The organism is Candidimonas humi, from assembly GCF_019166065.1.
Classification (GTDB): Bacteria; Pseudomonadota; Gammaproteobacteria; order Burkholderiales; family Burkholderiaceae_B; genus Candidimonas; species Candidimonas humi.
Window position 1 is genome coordinate 35,356 of sequence record NZ_JAHTBN010000004.1, and the last position, 25,917, is coordinate 61,272.

Below are 25,917 nucleotides of genomic sequence, written 5' to 3' on the forward strand. Positions count from 1 at the left end.
AAAATTCACACGCGGGATTTTTATCTCTTTGAAAGCCGATTGGTATGAGGCGGCGTCTGCGGCCTGGCGTCGCGGGCCATGGACGCGGCCTGGCATGGGCCTGCCGGCGAAGATAGCAACTGCCCGGCCCTGTCTTTGAATCAGTCGCTGGCGGGCTTGCGGTATTGCGTGCAGGACACCTGCACCAGGCGCCGGTCGCGCAGCCGCAGCGCGCTCAGCTTGCCGCCCCACACGCAGCCAGTGTCCAGGCAGATGACATCGGGCCGCAGCAGCAGGCCCAGCGCCGACCAATGGCCGAACACCACGGTGTCTTGCGCGGCGATGGCGCGGTTCGGGACATCGAACCAGGGCACCAGGCCCGCCTCGGAAGTCGGCGGGCCCTTGTGCGACAGTTCCATGTGGCCTTGCGCGTCGCACATGCGCATGCGCGTCAGCGCATTGATGATGACCCGCATGCGCTTGCCGCCGTGATAGTCGTCCTTCCATTGCACCGGCCGGTTGCCGTACATTTTTTCCAGCCGCGCCCGCCAGTCGGGGCCGCGCAGTGCCTGCTCGACCTCGGCCGCCAGGGCCAGCGTCTGCGGCACGTCCCAGCAGGGCAGCACGCCGGCGTGCACCAGCAGATGATGCCCTTCGTAGTGCGCCAGCGGGCGATGCCGCAGCCAGTCGATCAATTCCGCGGCGTCGGGTGCGGCCAGCACGTCGTCCAGCGTGTCGGACTTGCCGGCGGGGCGTATGCCCGCCGCCACGGCCAGCAGGTGCAGGTCGTGGTTGCCGAGCACGGCCACGGCGCGATCGCCCAGGCTCTTGACGCGCCGCAAGGCGGCGAGCGAGTCCGGCCCGCGATTGACGAGGTCGCCGGCGAACCAGTAGCGGGCCGTGGCATCGCCGGCTATTTCGGGATGGTCCAGCAATTGGGCCAGCGGCGCGCTGCAGCCCTGCAGGTCGCCGATGACCCAGATGTCGCCGCGGCCCGCAGCCGCCCCGATGTTCCGCTGCGCGGCGGCGCTGGTGTCGGAGATTGCGGTGTGTGCTTCGGACGGCCCGAGGGCCATGTTCGTCATGCCGGCCTCTTGCTCCAGGGCCAGCGCGTCTCGGAGAAACGGCGTACCTGGTGCTGGTTTTCCATGAAGATCAGGGTGCCCAGGGCCATGCACAGCACCACCAGGTCGGGCACCAGCGCCGTGACCCATGGCGCCCATTTGCTGAGCATGCCGACGTTCAGGGCGAGCTGGTTGAGCATGAAGAAGCCCACGCCCAGCAATATGCCGATGAATACCTTGCTGCCCACGCTGCCGCGGCGCGTCTGCATGAAGCCTATGGGCGCGGCGATGGTGATCATGACCAGCAAGGTGAATGGGTAGGCGATCTTGCGCCATAGCGCCACCACCTGCCTGTCGGTCTGCAGCTTGTTGGCGTCCAGGTACTTGATGTAGTCGATGAGGTCCTGGATCGACATGCGCTCCGGCGTGAGGATGCGCGCGATCAGGCGCTCGGGAGTCAGCGTGGTCCTGAACGAGGCCTCGGGCAGGGTCTTGATATGCACCAGCGGCGTGGTGGGCTGCACCGCATCGGCCAGCGCACTGCGCGCGGCGGGGTCTATGGTCGATTCGGTGATGTGTTCCAGCACCAGGTGGCCGTCGCTGAAATGGCCGTCCTGGGCCTGCGTGAAGGAGCTCAGTTCCTGGCCCTTGCGAAACTGGTACAGCGTGACGCCGGCCACGCCGCCGCTGGCCAGCAGCCGCGAGATATTGATGACGCGGGTGCCGCCGTCGGGCATCGGCTCCTTGAACCAGTAGCCGCTATTGAGGCGGCCGCCCTCGGCCCTGCCCAGCAGCGCCAGGTTGGCCTCGCTGGACTTGATTTCGGCCGCCGGCGTGACGACCTCGGACAGGACGAAGGCGCCGACCACCAGGGGTATGGTGATGATCCAGAGCATGGACAGCATCTTCATGCCGCTGACCCCGGAGACCCGCAGGATCACCAGTTCGTTGCGCTGGGCCAGGCCGGCCAGCGCCAGCACTGCGCCGATCAGCAGCCCGATGGGCAGCAGGTCGTAGAGCCGGGTCGGCAGTTCCAGGGCCTGCAGGTAGAACAGGCTGAGCAGCGTGAATTTGGGGCCGACGTTGTCCAGGTCATCGATCAGCGCGAAAAAGGTGAACAGGCCCACCAGGGCGATCAGTACGACGGCGCTGGAGCGATATATTTCGCTGGCTAGGTAACGGCGGGCGGTGCGCATCGTGGCGGCTATGTTTCCTGTGCGTAAATGGGGGCGGGTGTCGCGATACCCGCAAGCTTAACAAAACCCGGCCGCCGGCGGCATCGGCCCGGACGCATTGATCCGGCCCGCGCCGGCGGCCTCAGGAATTGTCGGGCAGGTCGACCAGGCGCATGCGCCGCTCCACGACGTGGGCGCGGCCCCTCAGGTAGGCCGTGTCGCGATGGTGGTCGTAATAGTCCGGCCGGGGCAGCATTGCCGCCAGCCTGGCCGCCTGGTAGCTGTTGAGCATGCGGGCATTCACATGATAGTAGTGTTTGGCCGCCGCTTCGGCGCCGAAGACGTTGGTGCCCCATTGCGCCAGGTTCAGGTAGAGCTCGAGTATGCGCTGCTTGCTCATGACGAGTTCCAGCATATAGGCCAGCACCAGCTCCTGGGCCTTGCGCAGGTACGAGCGCGAATCGGACAGGAACAGGTTCTTGGCCAGTTGCTGCGTGATGGTGGAGCCGCCGCGCCGCCGGTGCGTGCCCATTTCTTCCTGCTTGAGGTTGTACGCCCAGGCCTGGCGGATGGCGTCCCATTCGACGCCGTCGTGGCCCGTGAAATTCGAATCCTCCGAGGCGATCACGGCGCGCTTGAGCGCGGTGCTGATCTGCCCGTAGGGCACCCAGCGGTGCTGCAGGCTGGCATGCGGATCGGCGGCGCGCAGTTGCGCCAGGGTGGCGGTCATGAACGCACTGCTGTCCGGGTTCTGGTATTTGTACCAGACGATCATGGCGAACAGGCCCAATTCGTACAGCAGCAGCACGCACACGGCTATCGCCAGGAGCGATCCCGGCATGCTGCGTCGTTTCGGTTTGCGTCTGCCGCCCATGGCTCTCAGGGCCTGTTCATGACGGCGGGGCAGCGCGGTGCAGTTCCTGGCGCAATGCCGCCAGGGTGGCGGCCACCTCGGGCTGTACGCCGTGCCAGATGACGAAACTGGCCGCTGCCTGGCCGACCAGCATGCCCAGTCCGTCGGCCAGCAGCGTCGCGCCCTGGCCGCGAGCCTGCTGCAGGAAGGCGGTGGGCAGGGCGCCGTACATCATGTCGTAGGCAAGCGCGCCGGGGGCGTAAAGCCCGTCGGGCAGAGCCAGGCCGCCGCCGCCCAGGCTGCTGGAGGTGGCGTTGATGATCGCGTCCCATTGTCCATCGCGCGCGTCCAACTCGTCCAGCCCGCCCGCCGTCAGCCGCGCGGCGTGCTGCGGCAGTTCCTTGGCCATGCGGGCGCGCAGTTCGCCGGCGCGCAGCGGGTTGCGATTGGCTATGTGCAACCGGGCGCAACCCGTTTCCAGCAGCGGCGCCAGCACGCCGCGGGCCGCGCCGCCGGCTCCCAGCAATAGCACCCGGCGCTCGCGCAACCCGACGCCAATACGCTCGATATCGCCCACCAGGCCCACGCCGTCGGTATTGCAGCCGTGCAGCAGCCCGTCCTCCATCCACAAGGTGTTGACCGCGCCGGCCAGCCGCGCGCGCGCGCTGAGGCGGTCCGCCATGCGCCAGGCGGCTTCCTTGAAAGGCACCGTCACGTTCAGGCCGAGCCCGCCTTGCTCGAAGAAACCGCGTACCGTGTCGGCGTAGTTTTCTTCGGCGGCCTGTATACGTCCGTATTCCAGTGCGATGCCGGTCTGCATGGCAAAGTGCTGGTGTATGAACGGCGAGCGGCTGTGCCCTACGGGGTTGCCGATGACGGCATAGCGTTTCATTGCGGCGGGGGCGGGCTTCACGGTGTCTGGGTAGTGTTCAGGCTGTTGTTGATGAAATGCCAGGTGCGGGTGATGGCCAGCACATCGGTGCGCGCCGCGACCGCGGGCGGCAGCGGCGCGAACGGCGCGGCCAACTGCACGATGCGCCGTGCGGCCAGGTTCAGCTCGGCGTGTTCGGACGGCCGGTCGATCTCCATGCGGACCAGGCTGCCGTCCTTCCTAATATATACCGTCAGTTGCAGATCGCCGTGCAGGCCGCCGGCCGGCCCTTGCGGATAGTGCTCGGTGCCCAGCAGCTCGATCTTCTTGCGCCATGCCTCGACATACTGCGCGTAGTCGGCCTCGGCGGCCGAGGGGCCGGTGAAACGCTCGCGCGGCCGGGCGTTGTAGCGCTCGATGCGCGCTTCCAGGGCGCCGATGCGCGCGTTCAGCATCAGGCTTTGCTGGTAGCGCTCGTCTTTGCCGGGGTCGGCCGATTGCTCGAACAGGTCGGGGGCCTTGCGCGCCTGCGGTGTCTTGAGCCGCGCCTGCAATTGTGTATAGAGTTCGCGCTGCTCGGCTTCGAGTTCGGCCTGGCGCTTGCGCAGCGCCTGCAGCACGATCTCGTTGGCCGATTCGTCGGTATTGCGCGGCAGCGGCGTAGCCGCCTGCCCCGTATCGGCGTTGCCGCCGCCGTCCAGCGCCTGCTGGGCCAGCAGGCGCGGGCGCAGCGGCGCGGAATCGCTGCGCGCGTTGACCAGCGCCACCTGCAGCCGGCTGACCTGCGCGGGCTTGGGGGGCGCCGCCAGGCGCAGGGCGAGCAGCGCCAGGTGGATGCATAGCGATACCGCGAGGCCCGCGTAGAGATAGCGGCGGCGTTCCCATAACCCCGAAAACCCGATCGGGGCGCCGGTATTGGCCGTTCGCGGCGGTGACGCGGAAGTACCCATGGCGTTTCAGGCCTGGGCGGACCCTAATGCCAGATAGCGGCAGTCCAGTTCCAGCGCCAATTCGTCGCAGCCCATGATTTCCAGCGAGACGACCTGGCCGCGCTCCAGTTCGGGCAGGCCGCCCACGCGCGTGACGAAAGGCGCGCAGGCGAGCCGCACCAGATCGTCGCGCAGCACCGCTGCCTGCACCTCGCGCAGGCCCTGCTGCTGCAGCCAGCGCAGGCACCAGTAGCGTTCCATGGCGTTCTGGAAATCGCCCCAGGCCGCGTATTGCGAATCGAAGGCGCCGATGATGGCCAGCAGGTCGGCGTCGCGCGGCTTGAACGGGGCCACCAGGCGCGCCGACACGCCGTGTTCGGCGGTGGCCAGGATCTGCCATTGGTTGACCAGGTCGACATAGCGCCGCAGCGGCGAGGTGGACCAGGCATATTGCGGCACCCCTATCGCCTCGTGCGGCAGGGCCTGGGTGGACATGCGCACGCGCCCGGCCTGTTGCGACCGGTAGATGCCCGGTACGCCGTGTTTCGCCAGCAGCCCGCCCCACAGATTATTGGCCAGTATCATGTATTCGGCCACCAGCCGGTCCAGCGGCGCGTTGCGCCGGCGCGGCACCAGCCGCACCGGCGTGTCCGGATCGGTGGGCGAGCCTTCCAGGCGGAAGCTGTATTCGACGCGGTTGTTGTTCTCGGGCTTGCCGCGCACCTCGTCGCGGCGTGCCGACAGGGCCAGGGCCAGCCGCCACAGCGGGCGCATCCACTGCCCATATGGCAGCGGCGCGGCCGGGTCGTCCAGGGCCGCTTCGGTGATCGCCTCGTCCAGTTCGTCGTGGCGCAGGTTTTTGGCGACCTGGATGCGCTCGACCCGGGTCTCGTGTTCCAGCACTTCGCCGTCGGACAGGCGCGCCGTGACATACAGGGACAGCGCCGGCCGCGGGCTGCCGGCGTCCAGCGAATACGCGGCGATCAGCTCGCCGGGCAGCATGGTGATTTTCTCGCCGGGGAAATACACCGTGGACATGCGCTCGCGCGCAATGTGGTCGAGCTCGCCGCCGCGCAGGATCGCCAGGCCGGGCGCGGCGATGTGTATGCCCACTTGCACGGTATCGTCGTCCAGTTGGCGCACCGACAGCGCATCGTCGATTTCGGTGGTGCTGGAGTCGTCGACCGAATAGGCTTCTACCTCGGCCAGCGGCAGTTCGGCGCCGGCGCTCGGGACCTGTATGGCGGGAAAGCCTGTGCCCTTGGGGAAATGGCTGGCCAGGAAGCGCTGGCGATGCAGGGCCAGCGGGTTCGGCCAGGCGCCCAGGCGCAGCAGCAGCCGTTCTGGACTGGTGTGCGATTGTTCGACGGCGGCCTCGAAAGCCTTCCATTGCATGGAGTTCTTGTCGGGCCGCACCAGCAGGGACTGCGCCACCTCGGCCACCGGCCCGGGCAGGGTGCCGGCCACCATCTGCTGTGTCCATTCCTGCTGCAGCTCGGCCTGCTTGCGCTTTTTCTCGATGGCGGCCAGCGCCGCGGCCAGGATGTCCGGAGGCGCAGGCCGGTAGCGGCCCTTGCCGCGCCGGTGGAAATAAGCCGGCGCATCGTTCAGGGCGAAGATCAGTGCGGCTTTTTCTACTGCGTCGGGCGGGCGGCCGTAGTAGTCCTGCGCGAATTCGACGGCCTCGAACTCTTCCTGGGGCGCGCATTCCCAAAGAAAGTCGATCTCTATCTGGGCCGCCTGTTCGCGGGCGGCGCTCAGCAGTTGCGCGGGCGCGGGCTGCTCGAACTGGAACAGCACCGCCGCGGACTTGATCTTGCTGCGCTTGCCGGATTCGGATTCGACCTGCAGGCTGGATTCGCCCTGGGAGAAGATTTTTTCCGCCTTGAAATTTCCGCTTTCTTCGTAGAGTACGTACATGAATAAATAAATAAAGTCTTGTGCATGGCATGCCGCAGGGGCATGCCGGAGTATGTCAGGCCGGGCTCAACGGCCCGGCGCGGGCGCGTCCAGGGCGAAGTCCAGCACTTCCGGCAGCCACTGCCCGAAATCGGACAGCCCGTGGTCGCTGCCCTGTATTACGCGGCCCTTGCAGCCCGCGTACCAATCGGTCATTTCGCGCCAGTCCAGCACTTCGTCGCCGGTGGCCGCAAGCAGGAAATAGTGCTGCGGGTGCACCGGCCGCCCTACCGCCATGTCGGCCAGTTCGTCCACGTATTCGGGCAAGAAGCTGAACGGCTCGTCGGAGTGATAGAGCGTATGTTCGCCCACCTGGGTGGCCAGGTCGCGCGCCGCGTGCACCACCGGGTTGAGCAGCGCCGCGCGGCAGCCCCATTGCTCGGCCAGGCAGGCGGCATAGTAGCCGCCCAGCGAAGAACCGATCAGCGCCAGGCCCGTGGCCGGGTCCAGGCCGCGTTCGGCCTGCGCCCGCCCGACGATGTGGCGGGCGAGATCCAGCGCGTGCCGCGGGCTGGGCGGCAACTGCGGGCATACCCATTCTTGCGCCAGGCCGCGTTCCTGCATGGCCTGTGCGAGCATCTGCGCCTTGGCCGACGCGGGCGAGGATCTGAAGCCGTGGAGATAAAGAATCATGGGACACCTTGCGCCAGGTTTCGCGGGGCTGCTATCGAAAAGACCGGGGCCTCGCTGCGCCTTGCCGTGCGGACTGTCTGCGGCTGCGCGGCTTCTTGTCTTTTCGATGGCAAATTTGTATCAGAGACGGTCCAGGAGCTTTTGATGGATGCCGCCGAAGCCGCCGTTGCTCATGACCAGCACCGAATCGCCGGGTCGCGCCGCGGCGCTTATCGCTGCGATCATTGTATCCAGATCGTCGTAGGATGAGGCGCGTGCGCCCAGGGGCGCCAGCACCTGTGCAGGGTCCCAGCCTAGCGCATGCTTGCCCTGGCTGGCCCCGAAGCAGAACACCAGGTCGGCATCGCGCAGGGCCTCCGGCAGTTTCGCGGCCATGGTGCCGAGCTTCATGGTGTTCGAGCGCGGCTCGAGCACCGCCAGGATGCGCGCATCCCCGACCCGGCGGCGCAGGCCCGCCAGGGTGGTGGCGATGGCGGTGGGGTGGTGGGCAAAGTCGTCGAACACCGCGATGCCGCGCACCGTGCCGCGCAATTCCATGCGGCGCTTCACTCCGGCGAATTGCGACAGGGCCTGCAGCCCCTGTTCCACCGTCACGCCGGCGCATTCGGCAGCGGCCAGCGCGGCCAGCGCATTCATGCGGTTGTGCTCGCCCGTCAGATCCCATTGCACGCTGCCGACTGCGGCGCCGTCGCGCAGCACCTCGTAGCGTTCTTCGCGGTTCGGGCCTGCGGACAGCGTCTGCGCCTGCCAGCGGCCCTGGCCGCCGAAGCGTTCCACGGGCGTCCAGCAGCCGCGCGCCAGCACGCGGTCCAGCGCCGCGGATTCGTCGGGGCGGATGATGCGTCCGCCGGCGGGTATGGTGCGCACCAGGTGGTGGAACTGGGTCTCGATGGCCTGCAGGTCGGGAAATATGTCGGCGTGGTCGTATTCCAGGTTGCTCAGCACCACCGTTCGCGCCCGGTAATGGATGAACTTGGAGCGCTTGTCGAAGAACGCCGTGTCGTATTCGTCGGCCTCGATCACGAACAGCGGCTGCTGCGGCTGGTAGCGCGCCGAGACTCCGAGGTCGGCGGCGATGCCGCCGATCAGGAAGCCGGGTTTCAGGCCCGCATGTTCCAGTATCCATGCCAGCATCGAACTGGTGGTGGTCTTGCCGTGGGTTCCGGCCACCGCCAGTACGTGGCGGCCCTGCAGCACGTGCTCGCCCAGCCATTGCGGGCCCGAGGTGTAGGGCAAGCCCTGTTCCAGGATGGCCTCCATCAGCGGGTTGCCGCGCGTTACCACGTTGCCGACCACGAACAGGTCGGGCGCCAGTCCGATCTGGTCCGCGCCGAAGCCTTCGATGAGCTGTATGCCCTGTTCCTGGAGCTGGGTGCTCATGGGGGGATAGACGCCGGCGTCGCAGCCGGTGACGGTATGGCCGGCGGCTCGCGCCACCAGCGCCAGCCCGCCCATGAACGTGCCGCAGATCCCCAGAATATGTAGGTGCATGACTATCCTCCAGGCGCGTATTGTAAGTGGGTAACTATATTGACCGGACGCCGGGCGCCGGCCCGCTGCTCGCGACCCGCGCCGGTGTATGATGAAAAGATCATGAAATCCGCATTCCAAACGAATTCCGGGCACGCCGCCTCGCGGCGCGTTTTCCTGGGCCGCGGCGCCGCCGTCGCGCTGGCGGCGGCGCTGGGCCCAGTTGCGGCCCGCGCCGACGACTTCGGCCCGGCGCCCTTGCTGTCGCAGAGTTTCCCCGACACGCAAGGCGCGGCGGTGTCCTTGTCGCGCTGGGCCGGCCGGCCCGTAGTAGCCAATTTCTGGGCCACATGGTGCCCGCCTTGCGTCAAGGAAATGCCCGAACTCGACGCCCTGCACAAAAAGTATCCGTCGGTCCAGTTCGTGGGGCTGGGGGTGGATACTGCGGTCAACATCCGCGCTTTCATGCACAAGGTGCACGTTTCCTACCCCTTGCTGGTCACGGGACACGACGGTATACAATTGATGCGCGATCTGGGCAACCAGGCGGGCGGCCTGCCGTTTACGGTGGTGTTCGATGCCAAAGGCCGCCAGATCGATCGCGTGCTCGGGCAGATCAAGCCCGCGCAGTTCGAGCGGATCATCCAAGGCCTGGCCGCGTGACCCTGCCGCAAGGCCGCGGCTCGTAGTCTTTGCTCCATGGCGCGCCGGCCGCTACGCGGAAACCCAAGGCCGCCTCGCTGGGCCGCAGGGCGCTCCAGAACCCGCCTTTCAATAGCGATTGCCCCCAATACCGATTGTGAATTATCTATATTTAATAGACAAATGGCGCTTTTTAGCGTAAAAAGCGAACTTTCGGACACGGATACACATTATGGCGCAGCATATCCTGGTTCTGCACGGACCGAACCTGAACCTGCTCGGTACGCGCGAGCCTCAGGTTTATGGCCGGCAGAGCCTCGATGACATCAATGCCGGCCTGCTGCGCGTGGCCGGCGAAGCGCAGGTGCGCTGCAGCGTCTTCCAGAGCAACCACGAAGGCGCGCTGGTCGACCGGATCCAGGCCGCTGCCGGCGAGGGCGTCGATTTCATCATCATCAATGCCGCGGCGTATACGCATACCAGCGTGGCGCTGCGCGATGCCTTGGCGGCGGTGGCCATACCGTTCGTGGAAGTGCATCTCTCCAATGTGCACAAACGCGAATCCTTTCGTCACCATTCTTATTTGTCCGATGCCGCGCAAGGGGTGATTGTGGGGCTCGGGGCTTACGGGTACGAGGCGGCCTTGCGCTATGCCTTGACCCACCAGTGCGGCTCCTCTTTTAGTGTAAACAGGCCCTAGGCGGCGTTTTTCATCAACATCATCATCAGTCCTGCGCCGCGGGCGCCGGACATCGTCACGGGACGTATTTATGGACCTCAGAAAACTTAAAACCCTGATCGACCTGGTCGCCGAATCGGGCATCGCCGAGCTCGAAATCACCGAGGGCGAAGGCAAGGTGAGAATCGTCAAGTTCTCGCAGACGGCTGCGGCGGTTCCGCTGCAGCCCGCCGTGGCGGCCGTGCCGGTCGCCGCAGCGGCGGCGCCGGCTGCAGCGCCCGCGGCGGCTGCGCCGGCTGTGCCCGAAGGCCATGTGGTCAAGTCGCCCATGGTGGGCACTTTCTACCGCTCGCCCAACCCCGGCGCCTCGGCTTTCGTCGAACTGGGCCAGGCAGTCAAAGAAGGCGAGCCCTTGTGCATCATCGAGGCCATGAAGCTGCTCAACGAGATAGAGGCCGACAAGTCCGGCGTGATCAAGGAAATCCTGGTCGAGAACGGCGAACCTGTCGAGTACGGCCAACCCCTGTTTGTCATCGGCTGAGTCCACCAATGTTTGGAAAAATTCTTATTGCCAATCGCGGCGAAATCGCCTTGCGCATACAGCGGGCCTGCCGCGAGATGGGCATCAAGACTGTGGTCGTGTATTCCGAGGTCGATCGCGACGCCAAGTACGTGCGCCTGGCCGACGAATCGGTATGCATCGGTCCCGCCGCGGCGCGCGACAGCTACCTGAACATGCCGCGGCTGATCTCGGCGGCCGAAGTCACCGATGCCGAGGCCATACACCCCGGCTACGGCTTCCTGTCCGAGAATGCCGATTTCGCCGAGCGTGTCGAGAAAAGCGGCTTCGTCTTCATCGGCCCGACGCCGGCATCCATACGCGTCATGGGCGACAAGGTCAGCGCCAAGCAGGCCATGATCCAGGCCGGGGTGCCGGTGGTGCCCGGTTCGGCCGGGGCCTTGCCCGACGATCCCGAGGAAATCCTGCGCACCGGCCGCGAGGTCGGCTATCCGGTCATCATCAAGGCGGCTGGCGGCGGCGGCGGGCGCGGCATGCGCGTGGTCTACACCGAGGCCGCCCTGCTCAACGCGGTGACCCTGACCCGCTCCGAGGCGGGCGCGGCCTTCAACAACCCCGAAGTCTATATGGAGAAGTTCCTCGAGAACCCGCGCCATATAGAGATCCAGGTGCTGGCCGACGGCGGGCGCAACGCGGTGTGGCTGGGCGAGCGCGACTGTTCGATGCAGCGGCGCCACCAGAAGATCATCGAAGAAGCCCCGGCGCCCGGCATTGCGCGCCGCCTGATCGAGCGCATCGGCGAACGCTGCGCCGACGCCTGCCGCAAGATCGGCTATCGCGGCGCCGGCACCTTCGAATTCCTGTACGAGAACGGCGAGTTCTATTTCATCGAGATGAACACCCGCATACAGGTGGAACACACGGTTACCGAGATGATCACCGGTGTCGACCTGGTACGCCAGCAGATCCTGATCGCGGCGGGCGAAAAATTCACCTTGCGCCAGCGCGACGTCGAGATACGCGGCCATGCCATCGAATGCCGTATCAACGCCGAGAATCCGTTCAATTTCATGCCCAGCCCGGGGCGCATCACCACTTGGCATACTCCCGGCGGGCCGGGCGTACGCATGGATTCGCACGTGTTCAGCGGCTATACGGTGCCTCCCAACTACGACTCCATGATCGCCAAGCTGGTGGCCCACGGCGACACCCGCGAGCAGGCCCTGGCGCGCATGGACATCGCGTTGTCGGAAATGGTCGTCGAGGGCATCCAGACCAATATCCCCCTGCACCGGGAACTGATGCAGGACGCGCGCTTCAGGGAAGGCGGCACCAGCATCCATTATCTCGAGCATAAACTGGCGCAGCGTCCCTGAGCGCCCTGCGCGGCCGGGTTGTGGCGGGCCTGCAGTCTATCCGCGATCGAAGGCGGCCCGCCGCCTGATCGCGCAATCCGCGTCAACCCCGGCCGCAGCTTTCCGTCGGAATTTCTATGCGTGAACTCGTCCTGAATTGCCTGCAGTCCGAGGCCGAGGCCTTGTCGGATGCCCTGCTCGAAGCGGGCGTGCTCTCGGTCTGCGTCGAGGACGCCGACACCGATACCGAGGCCGAGCGCCCGTTGTTCGGCGAGCCCGGGCTGGAGCCCGAGGTGCAGGCCTGGCAGCGCAACCGCATCGTTGCGCTGCTGCCCGACGGCGCCGATCCCGCGCAAATCCTGGCCCAGGCCACAGTCGAATCCGGCGTGGCGCCGGATCCGGCCTGGTCGCTGCGCGAGGTGCCCGACGCCGACTGGGTGCGCCTGACCCAGTCCCAGTTCGGGCCCATACAAGTGGGCCGCCGCATCTGGATAGTGCCGAGCTGGCACCGCGACGATCCGCAAATCCCGGCGCCGGCCGAGACTCGCGAAGAAGGAGCGGTGCGCCTGGAGCTCGACCCGGGGCTGGCGTTCGGAACCGGCAGCCATCCCACTACACATCTCTGCCTGGAATGGCTGGCCGAACATGTAGCGGGCGGCGAGACGCTGCTCGATTATGGCTGCGGCTCTGGCATCCTGGCGATCGCCGCGCGCATGCTCGGCACCGGCCGCACCTGGGCGGTCGACATCGACGAACAGGCGGTGCAGGCGACCCGCGACAATGCGCGCGCCAATGGCGTCGAGCTGCAGGCCCTGTTGCCGGACGAACTGCCCGCCGGGCTGTCGCAACTGGTGGTGGCCAATATATTGTCCAGCCCGCTCAAGCTGCTTGCCCCCATGCTGTCCGGCCGCGTGGAGCCGGGCGGCCACTTGGTGCTTTCCGGCGTCCTGGAACGCCAGGCCGAGGAAGTGGCCCAGGCCTATGCGCCGTGGCTCGAGCTGCGAGTCTGGCGCGCACGCGACGGCTGGGTGTGCCTGCATGGGCAGCGCCACTAGGCGATAAAATCGGCCCATGGAACTGAGCACGCAATGTCCCCGCTGCGGAACGGTGTTTCCGGCCACCCTCGAGCAACTGCAGTTGCGCAAGGGCTATATCCGTTGCGTCAATTGCGCGCATATCTTCGACGGCTACGAGGCCGTGGTGGCGGGCGAACAGGCCAGGGATGCGGCGGCCGGATCCGCGCCGGATCCCGCTGTGGCTCCGGTATCGCCGCCGCAGGCCGCGCCCGTTCAGGTGCCGAACGACCCGCCGTCCGAGCCCGCGCGTTCCTGGTCGACCATGCGGCCGGCGGTCGCGTCTGCGGCTGCGCCGAAGCCTGCGGCCGCCGAGCCGGACGAAGCGCAAGCCGCGGCCATGCCTCAGGTCCTGCGCCAGCGTCCCGCGGCGCGGGCGAGCGCGGCGCCGCAGGAACCGGCTGCCGATAGCAGATTCCGCATGACCGCCGACGCTGAAGGCGACGACGGTCCGCGCTTCACGCTGTCGTCGGCGCATCTGCCGCCGCGGCAGCGGTCCGAGCCCTCGCTGGGCGTAGATGCGGACGAGCCGGAGACAGACCCGGACATGCTGGTACCGGATGACGCCGGGCAGCATGCCGACGAATGGGACGAAGCCGCCGAGGCGCGTCCGGCCGTCTACGCCGACCCCGAGCGCGGGCATACAGAACGGCCCTCCGTCTACATAGAGCCGCGGCGCGACGAAGCAGAAGAATCTCTGCCCGAATTCCTGGAAACCCGCGATCGGCGCTGGCGCGGCGTGCTGCGGGTATTCTGGGGCGGGCTTTCCTTGCTTGCCTTGCTTGCGCTGCTGGGCCAGCTCGCCTATATCTATCGCGGCCAGATCGCCGATCATTCCCCCGAGTTGCGGCCCTTGCTGCAGCAGGTCTGCGCTTCACTGAAGTGCGACGTGCCTTATGCGCGCCGCATCCTGCTCATCTCCATCACCAATTCGTCGCTGCGCGCCTTGCCCGAGAGCGGCGCGCCGGCCGGTGCCAAGAACGCGAACGGCGGCAAGGACAGCAGCCGCATGCTGCTGCAACTGACCTTGCGCAACAATGACGCACGCGCGCAGGAATGGCCCACCCTGACGCTGGACCTGGTCGACTTTTCCGGGTCGGTGGTGTCCAAGAAGAACCTGGCGCCCAATGAATACCTGCCGTCCGGGCTGCGCGGCTCGCCCTTTGCGCCGCACAGCGAGGTGGCGCTGGCCGTTCCCCTGACCGTCACCGGCTACCACGTGAACGGCTATCAGCTCGGCAAGTTCTTTCCCTGAGCTTTATCTTTCCACCCCGTTTTTCTGAACTTCCAAAGGATGAGGATGTCTGATCAGGTGCTGGTTTGCGGTTCGATCGCCTTCGACACGATTGCCGTGTTCGAGGGGCGTTTCAAGGAGCATATTCTGCCCGACAACGTACAGTCGTTGAGCGTGTCTTTCCTGGTGCCGACCATGCGCAAGGAATACGGCGGCTGCGCGGGCAATATCGCCTACAACTTGCGCCTGCTCGGCGGCAACCCGCTGCCGGTGGGCACGGTGGGCGCCGACGCCGCCGACTATCTGGCGCGCATGCGCGAGCAGGGCATAGACACCCGGCTGGTGCGCGTCATGCCCGATATGTACACGCCGCAATGTTTTATTACCACCGACCTGGACAATAACCAGATCGCCGCATTCCATCCCGGCGCCATGCAGTGCTCGGCGGATAACGACATAGGGCAGGCCGAGGCGGCCTGGGCCATTGTCGCGCCCGACGCCAAAGAGGGCATGTTCGCCCACGCCCGCCGGCTCAAGAATCGCGGCATCCCCTTCATATTCGACCTGGGCCAGGCCATGCCCTTGTTTTCAGGCGCCGATATCGAAGAGATGCTGGGGCTGGCCGACATCCTCACCGCCAATGATTACGAGGCGAGCGTGGTCGAGCAGCGCACCGGCCGCGCCATGCAGGACATCGCGCGCGGCTTGCGCGCCGTGGTCGTGACCCGCGGCGCCGAAGGCGCTACCCTGTATACGGACGGCGACCAGGTGGATATCGCGCCGCTGCGGGCCGAGCAGGTCGTGGACCCGACGGGTTGCGGCGACGCCCATCGCGCCGGCCTGCTCTACGGCCTGGTGCGGCAGTGGCCGCTGGCCGATGCCTGCCGCTTGGCGAACGTCATGGGGGCTTTTAAAATTGCCTCACGGGGGCCGCAGAACCATCGGCCCAGCCGCGAGCAGATCGGCGCCGCCTTGCAGCGCCACTATGGTCTGGATCTGTAATCACAGGTTTCGGCATCTTGCATCGCATATTTTTTTCACCCCCCGTTCGCGGCCTGCGGCCGCGGCCGGACCGCCATACAGCATGGGCGTCCGTCAGGAGTTTTCCATGAATCTGCAATATCCCTCGCTCGCGATACGCGCCCCTCGGCTGCTGGCCCTGGCCGCAACGCTCGCCGCGGCCTCCATGCTCGCCGGCTGCGTCAATGACACGGCCTCCGGGTCCGTGTACACCTACGACCAGGCGCAGCGCGAACAGGTCGTGCGCACCGGCACGGTGCAATCCGTCAGGCCGGTGCTCATCGAACAGCGCGGCACGTCGGGCGTCGGCGCCCTGGCCGGCGGCGTGCTCGGCGGCGCGGTGGGCAGCACCATAGGGCGGGGCGGCGGCAATGTGCTGGCCACGGTCGGCGGCGCCATCGCCGGCGGCCTGCTCGGCAACGCCGTCGAGAACCAGGCCGGCCGCACCCAGGGCCTGGAAATCACCATCCGCCTGGACAACGGCGAAACGCGCGTCATCGCGCAAGCGGCCGACGTGCCGATTTCTCCGGGGCAGCGCGTGCGCCTGATCAGCGGCGGCGGCCCGACTCGCGTCGTGCCGATGTAATTGGCGGGAATCCGGTGCCGGCGGCTGCGCGCCGGCATCGCGCTTGGCCGGCGATTCAAGCGCCGGCCGTTCATATCGCCGGCATTCGCACAGCCGGCATGCGTATCGCCGGCACGAACCCATACGGAATAGGGGCGGCGACCGCCGCCACCATCGGCCATCCGCGCGACTGCCGCAGTGCGCCGGCCGAGCTGCGCGGGGCTAGACCCCGAACACGCTGAAGCTCAGGTGTTCCAGCAGCATCATGCCCAATTGCGCCAGCACCAGCAGCACCAGCGGCGAGAAGTCCAGGCCGCCGGTATTGGGCAGCGCCCGGCGTATCGGATCGAGCAAGGGCGCGGTGAGCGTGTGCAGCACCGGCATGACCGGCGCCAGCGGATTGACCCAGGAAAGAATCGCCTGTATCAGCGTCAGCCACAGCACCAGGTTCAGCGCCCATTTCAGCACGGTGAAGACACTTGCCACCAAGGCCGGGACGATAGTGCCCGGAGGCGGCAGCGCGCCGGTAAGCAGCAGCCAGCTCAGCAGCAGGAACACCAGGGCCGTCAGCCAACTGGCCAGCAGGCTGGGCCAGTCGATGCGGCCGCTGGGCCGCAGTATCTTGCGCAAGGGCTGCACCAGCCAGTCGGTGATGCGCAGCACGGCCTGCGAATAGGGATTGAAGGGATGCAGGCGGATCGCGTACATCCAGGCACGGACGATCAGGGCGATCCCGAACAGAGTGCAGGCGATGTTGAGAATGAAATGTAGAGCGTCGCCGAACATGATGGGCCGGTAAGAGCTATTGCAGTCGCCCATTGTCGCATGAAAAAACTGCCCGGCATTGCGGGCAGTTCAGTCTGTCGTCGAAGCCTGCGCCATTGTTGCCGGCGCAGGCCGCGGCTTGCTTCAGCCGCTCACGTCGATGCGTGCGACGCGCGATTTACGGGCGGCCGCCCGTGGGGAACGGCCAAGCGGCGACCGGGTTGACGGCTTTCTTGACGGCCGGTGCAGCAGTCGTAGCCTTGGTCGTCTTGGCGGCAGCCTTCACGCTGGGCTTTTTAGCGGCGGCTTTCTTTGCCGGCGCCTTCTTGGCCGCAGCTTTTTTCGCCGGCGCTTTCTTGGCGGCGGCTTTCTTTGCCGGCGCCTTCTTCGCGGCTTTCTTGGCAGCGGCTTTTTTCGCCGGCGCCTTCTTGGCTGCTACTTTCTTGACGGCTTTCTTGACTGCCTTCTTGGCCGCGACTTTCTTTACGGCTTTCTTGGCTGCTACTTTCTTGACTGCTTTCTTGGCGGCGGCTTTTTTCGCCGGCGCCTTCTTGGCCGCTACTTTCTTCGCGGCGACTTTCTTGACTGCTACTTTCTTGGCAGCCGCTTTTTTAGCGGGGGCCTTCTTCACTGCTTTCTTTGCGGGTGCTGCTTTCTTTACGGCTTTCTTTGCTGCCGCTTTCTTGGCGGCCTTTTTGGCAGTTGCCATAGTGAAGCTCCTTGGGATCGAGTGGTTTGGCACATTCACCCATTTGATATGGCCCCCACGAAAAGGGTGCGACCCATCTCAAATGGCGCAAGCGTACAAAGCACTCTGTGCTTCGTACGCCTAAAGTCTAACGTAAGCGTCACTCAATACCAAGCATTATTGACAACTATGGAAAGAAGTGATCCTCGAATCTCGGCATTTCCATCGGCCTGAAAAAACATCGCGACATTTGGCGATGCGCGAAATCATTGCGTTCGGCGACTTTGCGCGCGCGTCGATCGATGCGGCGATCACTTGCGCGCGTTGTTTGCGGCGTACATCGCCTGTTGTTTTTATCACACCGTTTAATAGCCGAAGACAGCGCTTTAACTGACTATTGCACGCTGCATGAGATCAATCGAAGTGCGCGATTCATCCACGCAAACGCGCGCCTTGGGCTGTTCGAAAGCACGGCGGCGCGCGAAGTTCGCGCCGGACCGCGGCAGTACAATCGGGCCCTGCTTATTTCCGTGCGCTGCGCATCGCATGATGGATCACTCACAAAAGCCAGTCCAACAGGTTCGAATCTTCACCGTCATTTCCATGGCGTTGCTCATGATGGCGATCGATTCGACCATCGTAGCCACGGCGCTGCGCGCCATCCAGCATGGCCTGCAGGCGTCCGTCAACCTGGCGGGCTGGACCATCACCGCCTATTCGTTCGGCTTCGTGCTGATGCTGCCCATCAGCGGCAAACTGAGCGAGCGTTTCGGACGCCGGCGGATCTTCATCGGCTCGACGGTGGCCTTCACTTTGGCGTCCCTGGGTTGCGGGCTGGCCGACAACATATATCTGCTCATTGTCCTGCGGGTGCTGCAGGCCGCGGGCGGCGCCGGCTTCACGCCGTCGGCGACGGGCATCATCGTCGATCATTTCGGCAGCTCGCGGGATCGCTATGTCAGTCTGTTCGGCAGCATCTTTCCGGTGGGCGCCATGATCGGGCCGATCTTCGGCGGCTTCTTCGTCACCTGGCTGTCCTGGCGCGACGTGTTCTACGTCAATGTGCCCATAGGCCTGCTGATCTTGTTCCTGGCGCTGCGCTACCTTCCGCACGATCGCCCGCGCGGCGCCAAGCGGCTGCGGAAGATGGATATTCCGGGAATCGTGCTGCTTGGCATGGGCCTGCTTGCCGGCATGCTGTCGATCAGCGCCCTGGGCGAAATGCGCTTCGGCGTGGGCTGGGCCTGGTTCGTGGGGCTGCTGGTGCTGGCATGCGTGGCTTTTGTGATGTTCTTCCGGCACATCCAGCGCGTCCCGGCGCCGTTCATCGTTCCTCGTTTTATCTACGGCCCGGGGTTCGGCGCAGTCAATCTCGTCAACATGATTTTCAGCGGCTCGATAATCGGAGCCATGGCGCTGGTGCCGCTATATGCGGTCAACCGCTACGGCATCAGTGCGGTGGGCTCGGGTTCGCTGCTGACCGCCCAGGGCGCGGCCGCCATGATTTGTTCGCTTTCGGCGGTGATGCTGCTGCGTCGCAGCGGCTATCGCCTGCCGCTGTATGTCGGCAGCGTGCTGTCGGTGGCGGGCCTGTTGCTGCTGGCCCTGCCTCCGCAGTGGGGCATTTCGCCTTATGCGTGGCTGGCCTTTGCCGCTTTCCTGGTGGGAGCGGGCAACGGCAGCATCAATCCGGCCATGCGCAACGCCGGGCTGCAGCTCGCGCCCGAGTCGTCTTCCATGCTGGCCGCCTTGCGCACCTTGTCGCTGCAGACAGGCGCGATCGTCACGGTGTCTATCGTTACGGCGATCCTGGTCGGCAACGAGCACCAGGGCGCAGTCCAGGCATGGGTCTATGCTTTCCTGGCGCTGCTGCGCCTGGCGGCGCTGCCCCTGGTCCGCTCCGTGCCGGAACAGAAGGGGGCATGGTGAGCGGCGCGGGCGCCGGGTCGGCCGGCGTCCGATATCGTTTCGTTGCTGCGCGTCCGGACTCGAACTCATGATCATCGACAGCATCAGCTATTCCGGTTTTCACCATGGGCTGCGGCAGCCCGACCAGGTGCTGACGATAAGGCTGGGCCAATGTCCGTCGGCCGTCGATTGGGCTGCGTTCGATGCCTGGTGGTCCGGGAAGCTGGACATCCCTTTGCTGGCGCAAACCGAGGATTCCGCATCCGGGCATGACGCGGCCCGCGCGATGTGGCGCATATTGCAGATTGCGGCGGGGCTGCAGCGCGCCGCGCGCATTCCGGTGTTCGAGCCGGGCCGGATCCTGTCCTGCCGCGCCGACGAAAAAGAGGCGGGAGCCTGGTTGTGCACGGTTGCGGTGCCGCGCGTGGATTTCATTCCCGCGCAGTCCACGCACCTGGCCTACAACTGGGCGACCTCGCTGGTGCTCGAGATGGCCGTGGCGCCGGAGCGTCCCGCCCGGCCCGAGGCGCTGTACCGGCAACTGGAAGAGCACGTGCTGCAGCCCTTGCGGGCGAGCCTGCCGGCGGGAAAATCGTCCATCCACATACTTCGGACCGCCCAGGAATGCCGGGTTCCGTGGCGCCATCTGGGCAATGGCATTTTCCAACTGGGCTGGGGCAAACGCGCACTGCGCACCCGGCGCAGCAAGGTGGAAACGGATTCCCTGATAGGCGCCGAAGCGGCCCAGCACAAGTTCATCGCGGCGCAGTGGATGCGCCAGGCCGGCTTGCCGGTGCCCGATCACTATCTGGTCGCGGATGAAGACGGCGCACTGCAGGCGGCGCGCAATCTGGGCGGCTTGCTGGTCGTCAAGCCCGTCGACCGCGACCGTGGCGAAGGCGTGACGGTCGATGTCGATTCCGCGCAGGCAATGCGCGACGCTTTTCGTCATGCTGCGCAATTTTCCAAGGAAGTGCTGGTCGAGCGCGCCGTTGCCGGCGTCTGTCATCGCCTGCTGGTCGTGCGCGGGCGAGTGCTGTATACCGTGAAGCGCCAGCCCATCGCCGTCGAAGGCGACGGGCGCATGAGCGTTGCGGAATGTATTCAGGCCGCCAACGAACGGCAAATGAGCCTGCCGGCCTGGAACCGGCCCCCCGCCTATCCGCTGGACGATCTGGCCAGGGCTGCCCTGGCCCGCGCCGGCCTGGCGCCGGACAGCATACTGGGCGCGGGGCAATGGGCTGCGCTGCGCCGCATCGAATCGACGGAGTGGGGCGGCCTGGACGAGGATTACTCGCGCACCTTGCACGCCGATAATGCGGCCATCGCGATACGCGCCGCGGCGTTGTTCGGACTGGACGTCGCCGGCGTCGATATCATTTCCACCGACATCACACGGCCCTGGCACGAGAACGGCGCCGCCATCAACGAGGTCAACCTTGCTCCTTTGCTGGGCGCCAGCCCAAGCTCCCTGGGTACCTTGCACGAGTTGATGGGGCGGCTGATGGAGGGCGATGGCCGCATTCCCGTCGCGATCGTGATGGGCGCCGAAGGTGCGGCGGCCAGGGCGCTCACCCTGCAACAGCAGTGGATGGCCCAGGGGCACGCCTGTTATGTCACGAGCCACATGGAAACGGTGGGGCCGGACGGCGGCCTGGTGCCGCTGGCCGCGCAGGGGCTTTTTGCGCGCTGCATGGCCTTGCTCATGAACAAGGATGTCGGCGCGCTGGTGCTGGTGGCGCAGACGGACGAGTTGCTCGATACCGGTGTTCCGGTAGACCGTTTAGACTTGGCCGAGCGCGTCGCGGGCGAATGTGTGGCCATAGGCCAAGGCGGCGCAACGGCCTCTGAAAGAACCGACAGGCTGGCGGCTTTGCTGGGCCTCTACGTGGACTCTGCACGCCCCTGATCCAATAGCTTGGGGCGCTTGCCTCGGCGGATGATTGCCGGGGTAGATTCCGATGCTCTTGTTGCGGGATAGGGATATGGCCCGGGTCGCCGCCGGCAGGACTCAATCCGCCAGTTCCGCATCCAGCCAGCCGCGCAGGCTGTTGACGAAGGCCCAGCCCTGCGTGCGCGGCACGTCGTCCAGCCTGATCGCTTGCTCGGCCAGGCGTCCTCGATCCAGGCATACCTGCCGGCCGACTCCGGGCAGCAGGCCGCAGCGCAGCGGCGGCGTGACCCAGCGGCCGTCCAGCAGGGCGGCAATGTTGCCGCGCGTGGTCTCGGTCAATTCGCCGTCCTCGTTGAACAGTATGGTGTCGTATACCGAAGCATCGGTTGGTTGCAAATCGGTATAGTGCCCGCGCCGCGAGGTCTTGAAGCGCACCCAGTCGCCATGGGCCACGGCGTTGGCCAGCGGTTCGCGGGCCAGTTGCAGGCGCACGGGCGTGGCGGTGGGCGGCAGCGGGTGGGCTTCCAGTTCCATGTGCGCGTCGCCGCTCAAGGCCAGGCGTATGCGCCAGTCGCCTTGCGCATGCCGTTCGCGCAGCAGCGCGAGCGCCTGCGCGATGCGGGATTCGGGCCAGGGATAGGCAAAATGGCGGGCCGCCGCCCGCATGCGAGCCAGGTGCAGCGGCAGATGCATATAGGAGCCGCCGCGTAGCGCCAGGGTTTCGAGAATGTCGAAGTCCTTCGTCGAATTCGTCATCGTTTACGCCTCGGAAGCTCCCGAACATGGATCCTGCATATCTTCAGCCCAGAAACGCGCGCTTGTGGCGCCATTCCTGCCATTCGGCTTCCGCGCTGCTGCTGGACGTGATGCCGCTGCCGATGCCGCAGCGCAGCTCGGTGCCGCGCACCGCCACCGTGCGGATCGGCACGTTGAAGGTGGCATGTACGCCGCCCGGCGTTCGGGCCGGCCGCAGCACACCCACGGCGCCGCAGTAGACGCCGCGCGGGCCGGGTTCCAGTTGCCGGATCCAGCGCATGGCCTGGCGCTTGGGCGCGCCGGTGACCGAGCCGCAGGGAAACAGCGCATCGAACACGTCCGCCAGCCGCGTACCGGGCCGGGTGATGGCCTCGACATCCGAGGTCATCTGCCAGACCGTGGGCAGTGGCTCGGCATGGAACAGGCGCGGCACCCGTACGCTGTGCGGCAGCGCGATGCGAGACAGGTCGTTGCGCAGCAGATCCACGATCATCACGTTTTCCGCGCGTTCCTTGGGCGAAGCCCGCATGGCGTCCGCGCGGGCCGCGTCCTCATCCGGCGTGGCGCCGCGCGGGGCGGTGCCTTTCATCGGCCGGGTCAGGATGCGTGCTCCGTCCCAGTCAAAGAACAGCTCGGGCGATACCGACAGCACCTGTTGCGCGCCGCTGTCGATCGCGGCCACGTAGCCCGAGGGTTGCGCCTTGTGCAGCGCCGCGAACAGTGCGGATGCATCGCCCTGCAGGCTGCCCGCCAGTTGTGTGGTGAGGTTGACCTGGTAGCAGTCGCCGGCCGCGATCCCTTCCTGGATGGCGGCCACCGCCGCATCGAATGCCGCTCGCTCGATGCCGGGCTGCCAGACTGCCGGTGGCGCATCCGTGGCGGTGGAGTCTTTTTCCGGCCAGTCCTCCGCCTGTTCGTGCACGCCGAACCATGCCAGAGGTTCTCCTTGCGGTACCTCATGCAGTGCATCGGCAAAGGCCGCGTCGAAGGCCTGCGCGGCTTCGTAGCGCAGCCAGCCCACGCACCAGTGCCCGGCTCGCGCAGCCTGTTCGGCTGCATTCAGCAGCGGCACCACGTCGTCGGCGCGATGAGCGGCCAGCACCGCCGACGGAGCGCCGAAGCGCCGCCTCAGGCGGGCCGCGGCAGGGTCGCGCGGGTTGGGAAAGTCGATGCGGGTATTCATGTCGATCCGGTTCGGGGCAGAAGCATGTGCTGCGCGCCCATAATATATGAGAGGGGAAATGATCCAAGCCTTGGCGCCGGTATACCTGCAAATGACCTGCTTCGCGGCGCCGCGATCGTCCACGGGCCCGCCATGCTTTCGGGACTGCCCGTACCCAGCCCGGCAGGGCCGCGCGACCATTCATTTATATTAAACAGGCGTTCGGCCAGACCGAATGCGGGTTTGCCGGCGAAGGCTCATACTAAAACGCGATGGCCACCTGCCGGGCCGGGCACAGAGACTATTTTCGTCCGCGCTGGTTCCGGTTTTGGCCGCCTGGGTATTGCGTCGATGACCGCTGTTGCCAAGGAAGAGGCTGCTGCCTGGGCACCGCGACGGCCCATATATGCCTCCGAGCCGCCTTTTCCCGCACTAGACGCAACAGACAATGGAACCCAGGGCCCTGAAACGCATCTTCTCGCTCGATGATTTCCAAAGCAGGGCTCGCCGCCTCTTGCCCCGCGCCATATACGAATACGTGGCCGGCGGCACCGAAGACACCCATACCTTGAGAGAAAACCGGGCGGTCTTTGCCGATTACATGCTCTTGACCCGCGTGATGCGGGACGTTTCGCAGCGATCCATATCCAGGACCTTGCTCGGCGCGGAATGGGCGGCGCCCTTCGGCGTGTCCCCGATGGGGCTTTGCGGGCTGTCGGCCTACCGGGGCGACATAGCGCTCGCGCGTGCCGCGCATGCCTTCCATATTCCCATGATCGTCAGCGGCACCTCCACGGTGCGCATGGAGGACATGATCGCCGCCAATCCCGACGCCTGGTTCCAGGCCTATCTGCCCGGCGACCTCGAGCGCACCACCCCCTTGCTGCAGCGCATACAGGCCGCCGGCTACAAGAACCTGGTCCTCACCTTCGACACTTTTATCGGCGCAAGCCGGGAAAACCAGGTTCGCGCCGGGTTCAGCACCCCGCTGCGCCCGGGCTTGCGCCTGATGTGGGACGGCTTGTCGCATCCCCGCTGGCTGGCGCAAGTCTTCTTGCGGACGCTCTGGCGCAGCGGCATGCCCCATTTCGAGAACTCCTTCGCCTCGCGCGGCGCGCCCATCGTCTCGGCCAGCGCCATTCGGGACCATGCCTCCAAAGACCATATGACCTGGGACCGGTTTTCCATGATCCGGGAATTCTGGAAGGGCAAGCTCATCGTCAAGGGAGTACTGCATCCCGACGATTGCCGCATTGCGAGCGAGCTGGGCGCGGACGCCCTCATCGTTTCCAACCATGGCGGCCGCCAGCTCGACGGCAGCCCCTCGTCCACGCGCATGCTGCCCGCGATCATCGACGCACTGAGGGGCGCCGGATCGCAGATCCCCGTGATGGTCGACGGGGGATTCCGCCGCGGCACTGATATCGTCAAGGCGCTCGCCCTGGGAGCGGACTTCGTTTTCATCGGCCGTCCCTTCAATTTCGCCAACGTGGTGGCTGGCGAAGCCGGCGTCACGCATGCCATGCGCATCCTGAAGGCCGAGGTGGTGCGGACCCTGGGCATGATCGGCTACAACTCGATCGCCGAATTGGCCCGTGCCCGCGAGGACGGCGTGCTTTTGTCCGCGGCGGGACACCCTGTCCGGCGGGAAACTCGCATGACCTAAGACGTAAATCAGTACCACTAACTACTACACAAGGAGACTACACATCATGAAATTCCATCGTTCCATAGCCGCTGGCGTGCTGGGCTGCCTGGCCTCGGTTGGCGTCGCCTGCGCGGCTTCCCCGGCGGCCAACTATCCCGATCACCCGATCAAGCTTGTCGTGGGCTACGCGCCGGGCGGCGGCAACGATATCTCGGCACGCCTGCTGGCCAAGGCGATATCGCCCATCCTGCATGAATCCATCGTGGTGGAAAACCGGCCGGGGGCGGGCACTAATATTGCCGCTTCGTATGTCGCCAGGTCGGCGCCGGACGGATACACGCTGTCGCTGTCGTCGACGGCGCTCGCCATCAACGTCAGCCTCTATCCCCACCTGGATTACGACGCGGTCAAGGACTTCGAACCTGTCGCCCTGTTCGCCGAGGCGCCCGACTTGCTGGTGGTCAATCCCAAGCTGGGCATCAACTCGGTGCACGACCTGATCGCCTACGGCAAGGCCCACCCCGGGAAGCTGAACTTTTCGTCGGCCGGCATCGGCAGCACCCAGCATCTGGCGGGCGAACTCTTCAAGCTGAAAGGGGGCTTCGAAGCCACGCACGTGCCCTACAAGGGCTCGGCGCCCGCATTGGCGGCCGTGATCGGCGGCCAGGCGGCCTTCAGCTTCCTCAACATTCCCAGCGCCAAGCAGTTGGTGGAAAGCGGCAAAGTGAAGGCGCTGGCCATTACCGCCGCAAAACGCTTCCCCGCCGTGCCCAACGTCCCCACCATGGCGCAGCAAGGCATCAAGGGAATGGAAGTCGCCACCTGGTATTCGATCGTAGCCCCCGCCGGCACCCCGCGCGCAATCGTCGACAAGCTGAACAAGGCCATCAACAAGGCCATGGAAGAACCCGACCTGCGCAAGCATTTCGTCGACCTGGGCATGGCGCCGATCACCGAATCCCCGGAATACTTCAAGAAATACCTGGCCAGCGAAATCGCCCGCTGGCGCGAGATTGTCAAGCAATCCCACGCCACGGTGAATTGAACCGGGCTGCAGGCAAGCAGCAAGCTTGAT

24 protein-coding genes are annotated in these 25,917 nt (G+C 65.9%); 12 read left to right on the forward strand and 12 right to left on the reverse strand.

Annotated elements, in window-relative coordinates:
* Window positions 1-140: 140 nt before the first annotated feature.
* The 8 genes from KVP10_RS10695 to mpl all read right to left on the reverse strand — a co-directional run bounded on the left by KVP10_RS10695 (window position 141) and on the right by mpl (window position 8,954).
* The gene (locus KVP10_RS10695; RefSeq protein WP_376810985.1) at window positions 141-989 is read right to left on the reverse strand and encodes a symmetrical bis(5'-nucleosyl)-tetraphosphatase; all 849 of its coding nucleotides are present in this window, start codon (window positions 987-989) and stop codon (window positions 141-143) included.
* 71 nt (window positions 990-1,060) lie between these two features.
* Window positions 1,061-2,239: an LPS export ABC transporter permease LptG gene (gene lptG / locus KVP10_RS10700; protein ID WP_217964590.1), complete on the reverse strand. Its 1,179-nt coding sequence runs from the start codon at window positions 2,237-2,239 to the stop codon at window positions 1,061-1,063.
* 121 nt (window positions 2,240-2,360) lie between these two features.
* Window positions 2,361-3,059, reverse strand: coding sequence for a monofunctional biosynthetic peptidoglycan transglycosylase (mtgA, locus tag KVP10_RS10705; protein ID WP_246600575.1), 699 nt, complete (start codon window positions 3,057-3,059; stop codon window positions 2,361-2,363).
* Window positions 3,060-3,108: 49 nt separating this feature from the next.
* Window positions 3,109-3,963: a shikimate dehydrogenase gene (gene aroE / locus KVP10_RS10710; protein WP_217964974.1), complete on the reverse strand. Its 855-nt coding sequence runs from the start codon at window positions 3,961-3,963 to the stop codon at window positions 3,109-3,111.
* Window positions 3,964-3,980: 17 nt separating this feature from the next.
* The gene (locus KVP10_RS10715) at window positions 3,981-4,892 is read right to left on the reverse strand and encodes an energy transducer TonB (protein ID WP_217964592.1); all 912 of its coding nucleotides are present in this window, start codon (window positions 4,890-4,892) and stop codon (window positions 3,981-3,983) included.
* Between the two features lie 6 nt (window positions 4,893-4,898).
* Window positions 4,899-6,791, reverse strand: a complete 1,893-nt coding sequence (locus KVP10_RS10720; RefSeq protein WP_217964593.1) for a ribonuclease catalytic domain-containing protein — start codon at window positions 6,789-6,791, stop codon at window positions 4,899-4,901.
* 66 nt (window positions 6,792-6,857) lie between these two features.
* On the reverse strand, window positions 6,858-7,463 hold the full coding sequence (locus KVP10_RS10725) for a YqiA/YcfP family alpha/beta fold hydrolase (protein ID WP_217964594.1): 606 nt from the start codon (window positions 7,461-7,463) through the stop codon (window positions 6,858-6,860).
* Window positions 7,464-7,583: 120 nt separating this feature from the next.
* A complete protein-coding gene (mpl, locus tag KVP10_RS10730) occupies window positions 7,584-8,954 on the reverse strand; it encodes a UDP-N-acetylmuramate:L-alanyl-gamma-D-glutamyl-meso-diaminopimelate ligase (RefSeq protein WP_217964595.1) in 1,371 nt (456 codons plus the stop codon).
* 102 nt (window positions 8,955-9,056) lie between these two features.
* Between mpl and KVP10_RS10735 the strand changes: the two genes are divergently transcribed.
* From KVP10_RS10735 to KVP10_RS10770, 8 genes are all read left to right on the forward strand, one after another.
* Complete coding sequence (locus KVP10_RS10735) at window positions 9,057-9,596, forward strand: TlpA family protein disulfide reductase (RefSeq protein WP_217964596.1); 540 nt, start codon at window positions 9,057-9,059, stop codon at window positions 9,594-9,596.
* 211 nt (window positions 9,597-9,807) lie between these two features.
* A complete protein-coding gene (aroQ, locus tag KVP10_RS10740) occupies window positions 9,808-10,275 on the forward strand; it encodes a type II 3-dehydroquinate dehydratase (RefSeq protein WP_217964597.1) in 468 nt (155 codons plus the stop codon).
* Between the two features lie 70 nt (window positions 10,276-10,345).
* Complete coding sequence (gene accB, locus KVP10_RS10745; protein WP_217964598.1) at window positions 10,346-10,795, forward strand: acetyl-CoA carboxylase biotin carboxyl carrier protein; 450 nt, start codon at window positions 10,346-10,348, stop codon at window positions 10,793-10,795.
* A gap of 8 nt (window positions 10,796-10,803) precedes the next feature.
* Window positions 10,804-12,150, forward strand: a complete 1,347-nt coding sequence (accC, locus tag KVP10_RS10750; protein ID WP_217964599.1) for an acetyl-CoA carboxylase biotin carboxylase subunit — start codon at window positions 10,804-10,806, stop codon at window positions 12,148-12,150.
* Between the two features lie 116 nt (window positions 12,151-12,266).
* Window positions 12,267-13,184 (forward strand): 50S ribosomal protein L11 methyltransferase, encoded by a 918-nt coding sequence (prmA, locus tag KVP10_RS10755; RefSeq protein ID WP_217964600.1) that lies wholly within the window; start codon window positions 12,267-12,269, stop codon window positions 13,182-13,184.
* A gap of 16 nt (window positions 13,185-13,200) precedes the next feature.
* A complete protein-coding gene (locus KVP10_RS10760; RefSeq protein ID WP_217964601.1) occupies window positions 13,201-14,457 on the forward strand; it encodes a zinc-ribbon and DUF3426 domain-containing protein in 1,257 nt (418 codons plus the stop codon).
* A gap of 45 nt (window positions 14,458-14,502) precedes the next feature.
* On the forward strand, window positions 14,503-15,438 hold the full coding sequence (locus KVP10_RS10765) for a carbohydrate kinase family protein (protein WP_217964602.1): 936 nt from the start codon (window positions 14,503-14,505) through the stop codon (window positions 15,436-15,438).
* A gap of 106 nt (window positions 15,439-15,544) precedes the next feature.
* Window positions 15,545-16,042: an outer membrane lipoprotein gene (locus KVP10_RS10770; RefSeq protein ID WP_217964603.1), complete on the forward strand. Its 498-nt coding sequence runs from the start codon at window positions 15,545-15,547 to the stop codon at window positions 16,040-16,042.
* Window positions 16,043-16,243: 201 nt separating this feature from the next.
* Here the strand turns inward: KVP10_RS10770 and KVP10_RS10775 are convergent, their stop codons facing one another.
* Entirely contained in the window at window positions 16,244-16,807 is a 564-nt protein-coding gene (locus tag KVP10_RS10775) for a YggT family protein (RefSeq protein WP_217964975.1), read from the reverse strand.
* A 157-nt stretch (window positions 16,808-16,964) separates the two neighbouring features.
* Complete coding sequence (locus tag KVP10_RS10780; protein ID WP_217964604.1) at window positions 16,965-17,534, reverse strand: histone H1-like DNA-binding protein; 570 nt, start codon at window positions 17,532-17,534, stop codon at window positions 16,965-16,967.
* A 543-nt stretch (window positions 17,535-18,077) separates the two neighbouring features.
* Between KVP10_RS10780 and KVP10_RS10785 the strand changes: the two genes are divergently transcribed.
* Window positions 18,078-19,403, forward strand: a complete 1,326-nt coding sequence (locus tag KVP10_RS10785; protein ID WP_281421975.1) for an MFS transporter — start codon at window positions 18,078-18,080, stop codon at window positions 19,401-19,403.
* 67 nt (window positions 19,404-19,470) lie between these two features.
* Window positions 19,471-21,291 carry a hypothetical protein gene (locus KVP10_RS10790; RefSeq protein WP_217964606.1) on the forward strand — a complete coding sequence of 607 codons (1,821 nt, stop codon included), beginning with the start codon at window positions 19,471-19,473 and terminating at the stop codon, window positions 21,289-21,291.
* Between the two features lie 102 nt (window positions 21,292-21,393).
* On the opposite strand, the gene KVP10_RS10795 is transcribed toward KVP10_RS10790, so the two are convergent.
* Together KVP10_RS10795 and pabB are read right to left on the reverse strand one after the other, a co-directional pair.
* Window positions 21,394-22,032 carry an aminotransferase class IV gene (locus tag KVP10_RS10795; protein ID WP_217964607.1) on the reverse strand — a complete coding sequence of 213 codons (639 nt, stop codon included), beginning with the start codon at window positions 22,030-22,032 and terminating at the stop codon, window positions 21,394-21,396.
* A 43-nt stretch (window positions 22,033-22,075) separates the two neighbouring features.
* Complete coding sequence (pabB, locus tag KVP10_RS10800) at window positions 22,076-23,215, reverse strand: aminodeoxychorismate synthase component I (protein WP_217964608.1); 1,140 nt, start codon at window positions 23,213-23,215, stop codon at window positions 22,076-22,078.
* A 427-nt stretch (window positions 23,216-23,642) separates the two neighbouring features.
* On the opposite strand from pabB, the gene KVP10_RS10805 reads away from it, so the two are divergent.
* Complete coding sequence (locus KVP10_RS10805; RefSeq protein WP_217964609.1) at window positions 23,643-24,860, forward strand: alpha-hydroxy acid oxidase; 1,218 nt, start codon at window positions 23,643-23,645, stop codon at window positions 24,858-24,860.
* A 46-nt stretch (window positions 24,861-24,906) separates the two neighbouring features.
* Window positions 24,907-25,887, forward strand: coding sequence for a Bug family tripartite tricarboxylate transporter substrate binding protein (locus KVP10_RS10810; RefSeq protein ID WP_217964610.1), 981 nt, complete (start codon window positions 24,907-24,909; stop codon window positions 25,885-25,887).
* Window positions 25,888-25,917: the final 30 nt, after the last annotated feature.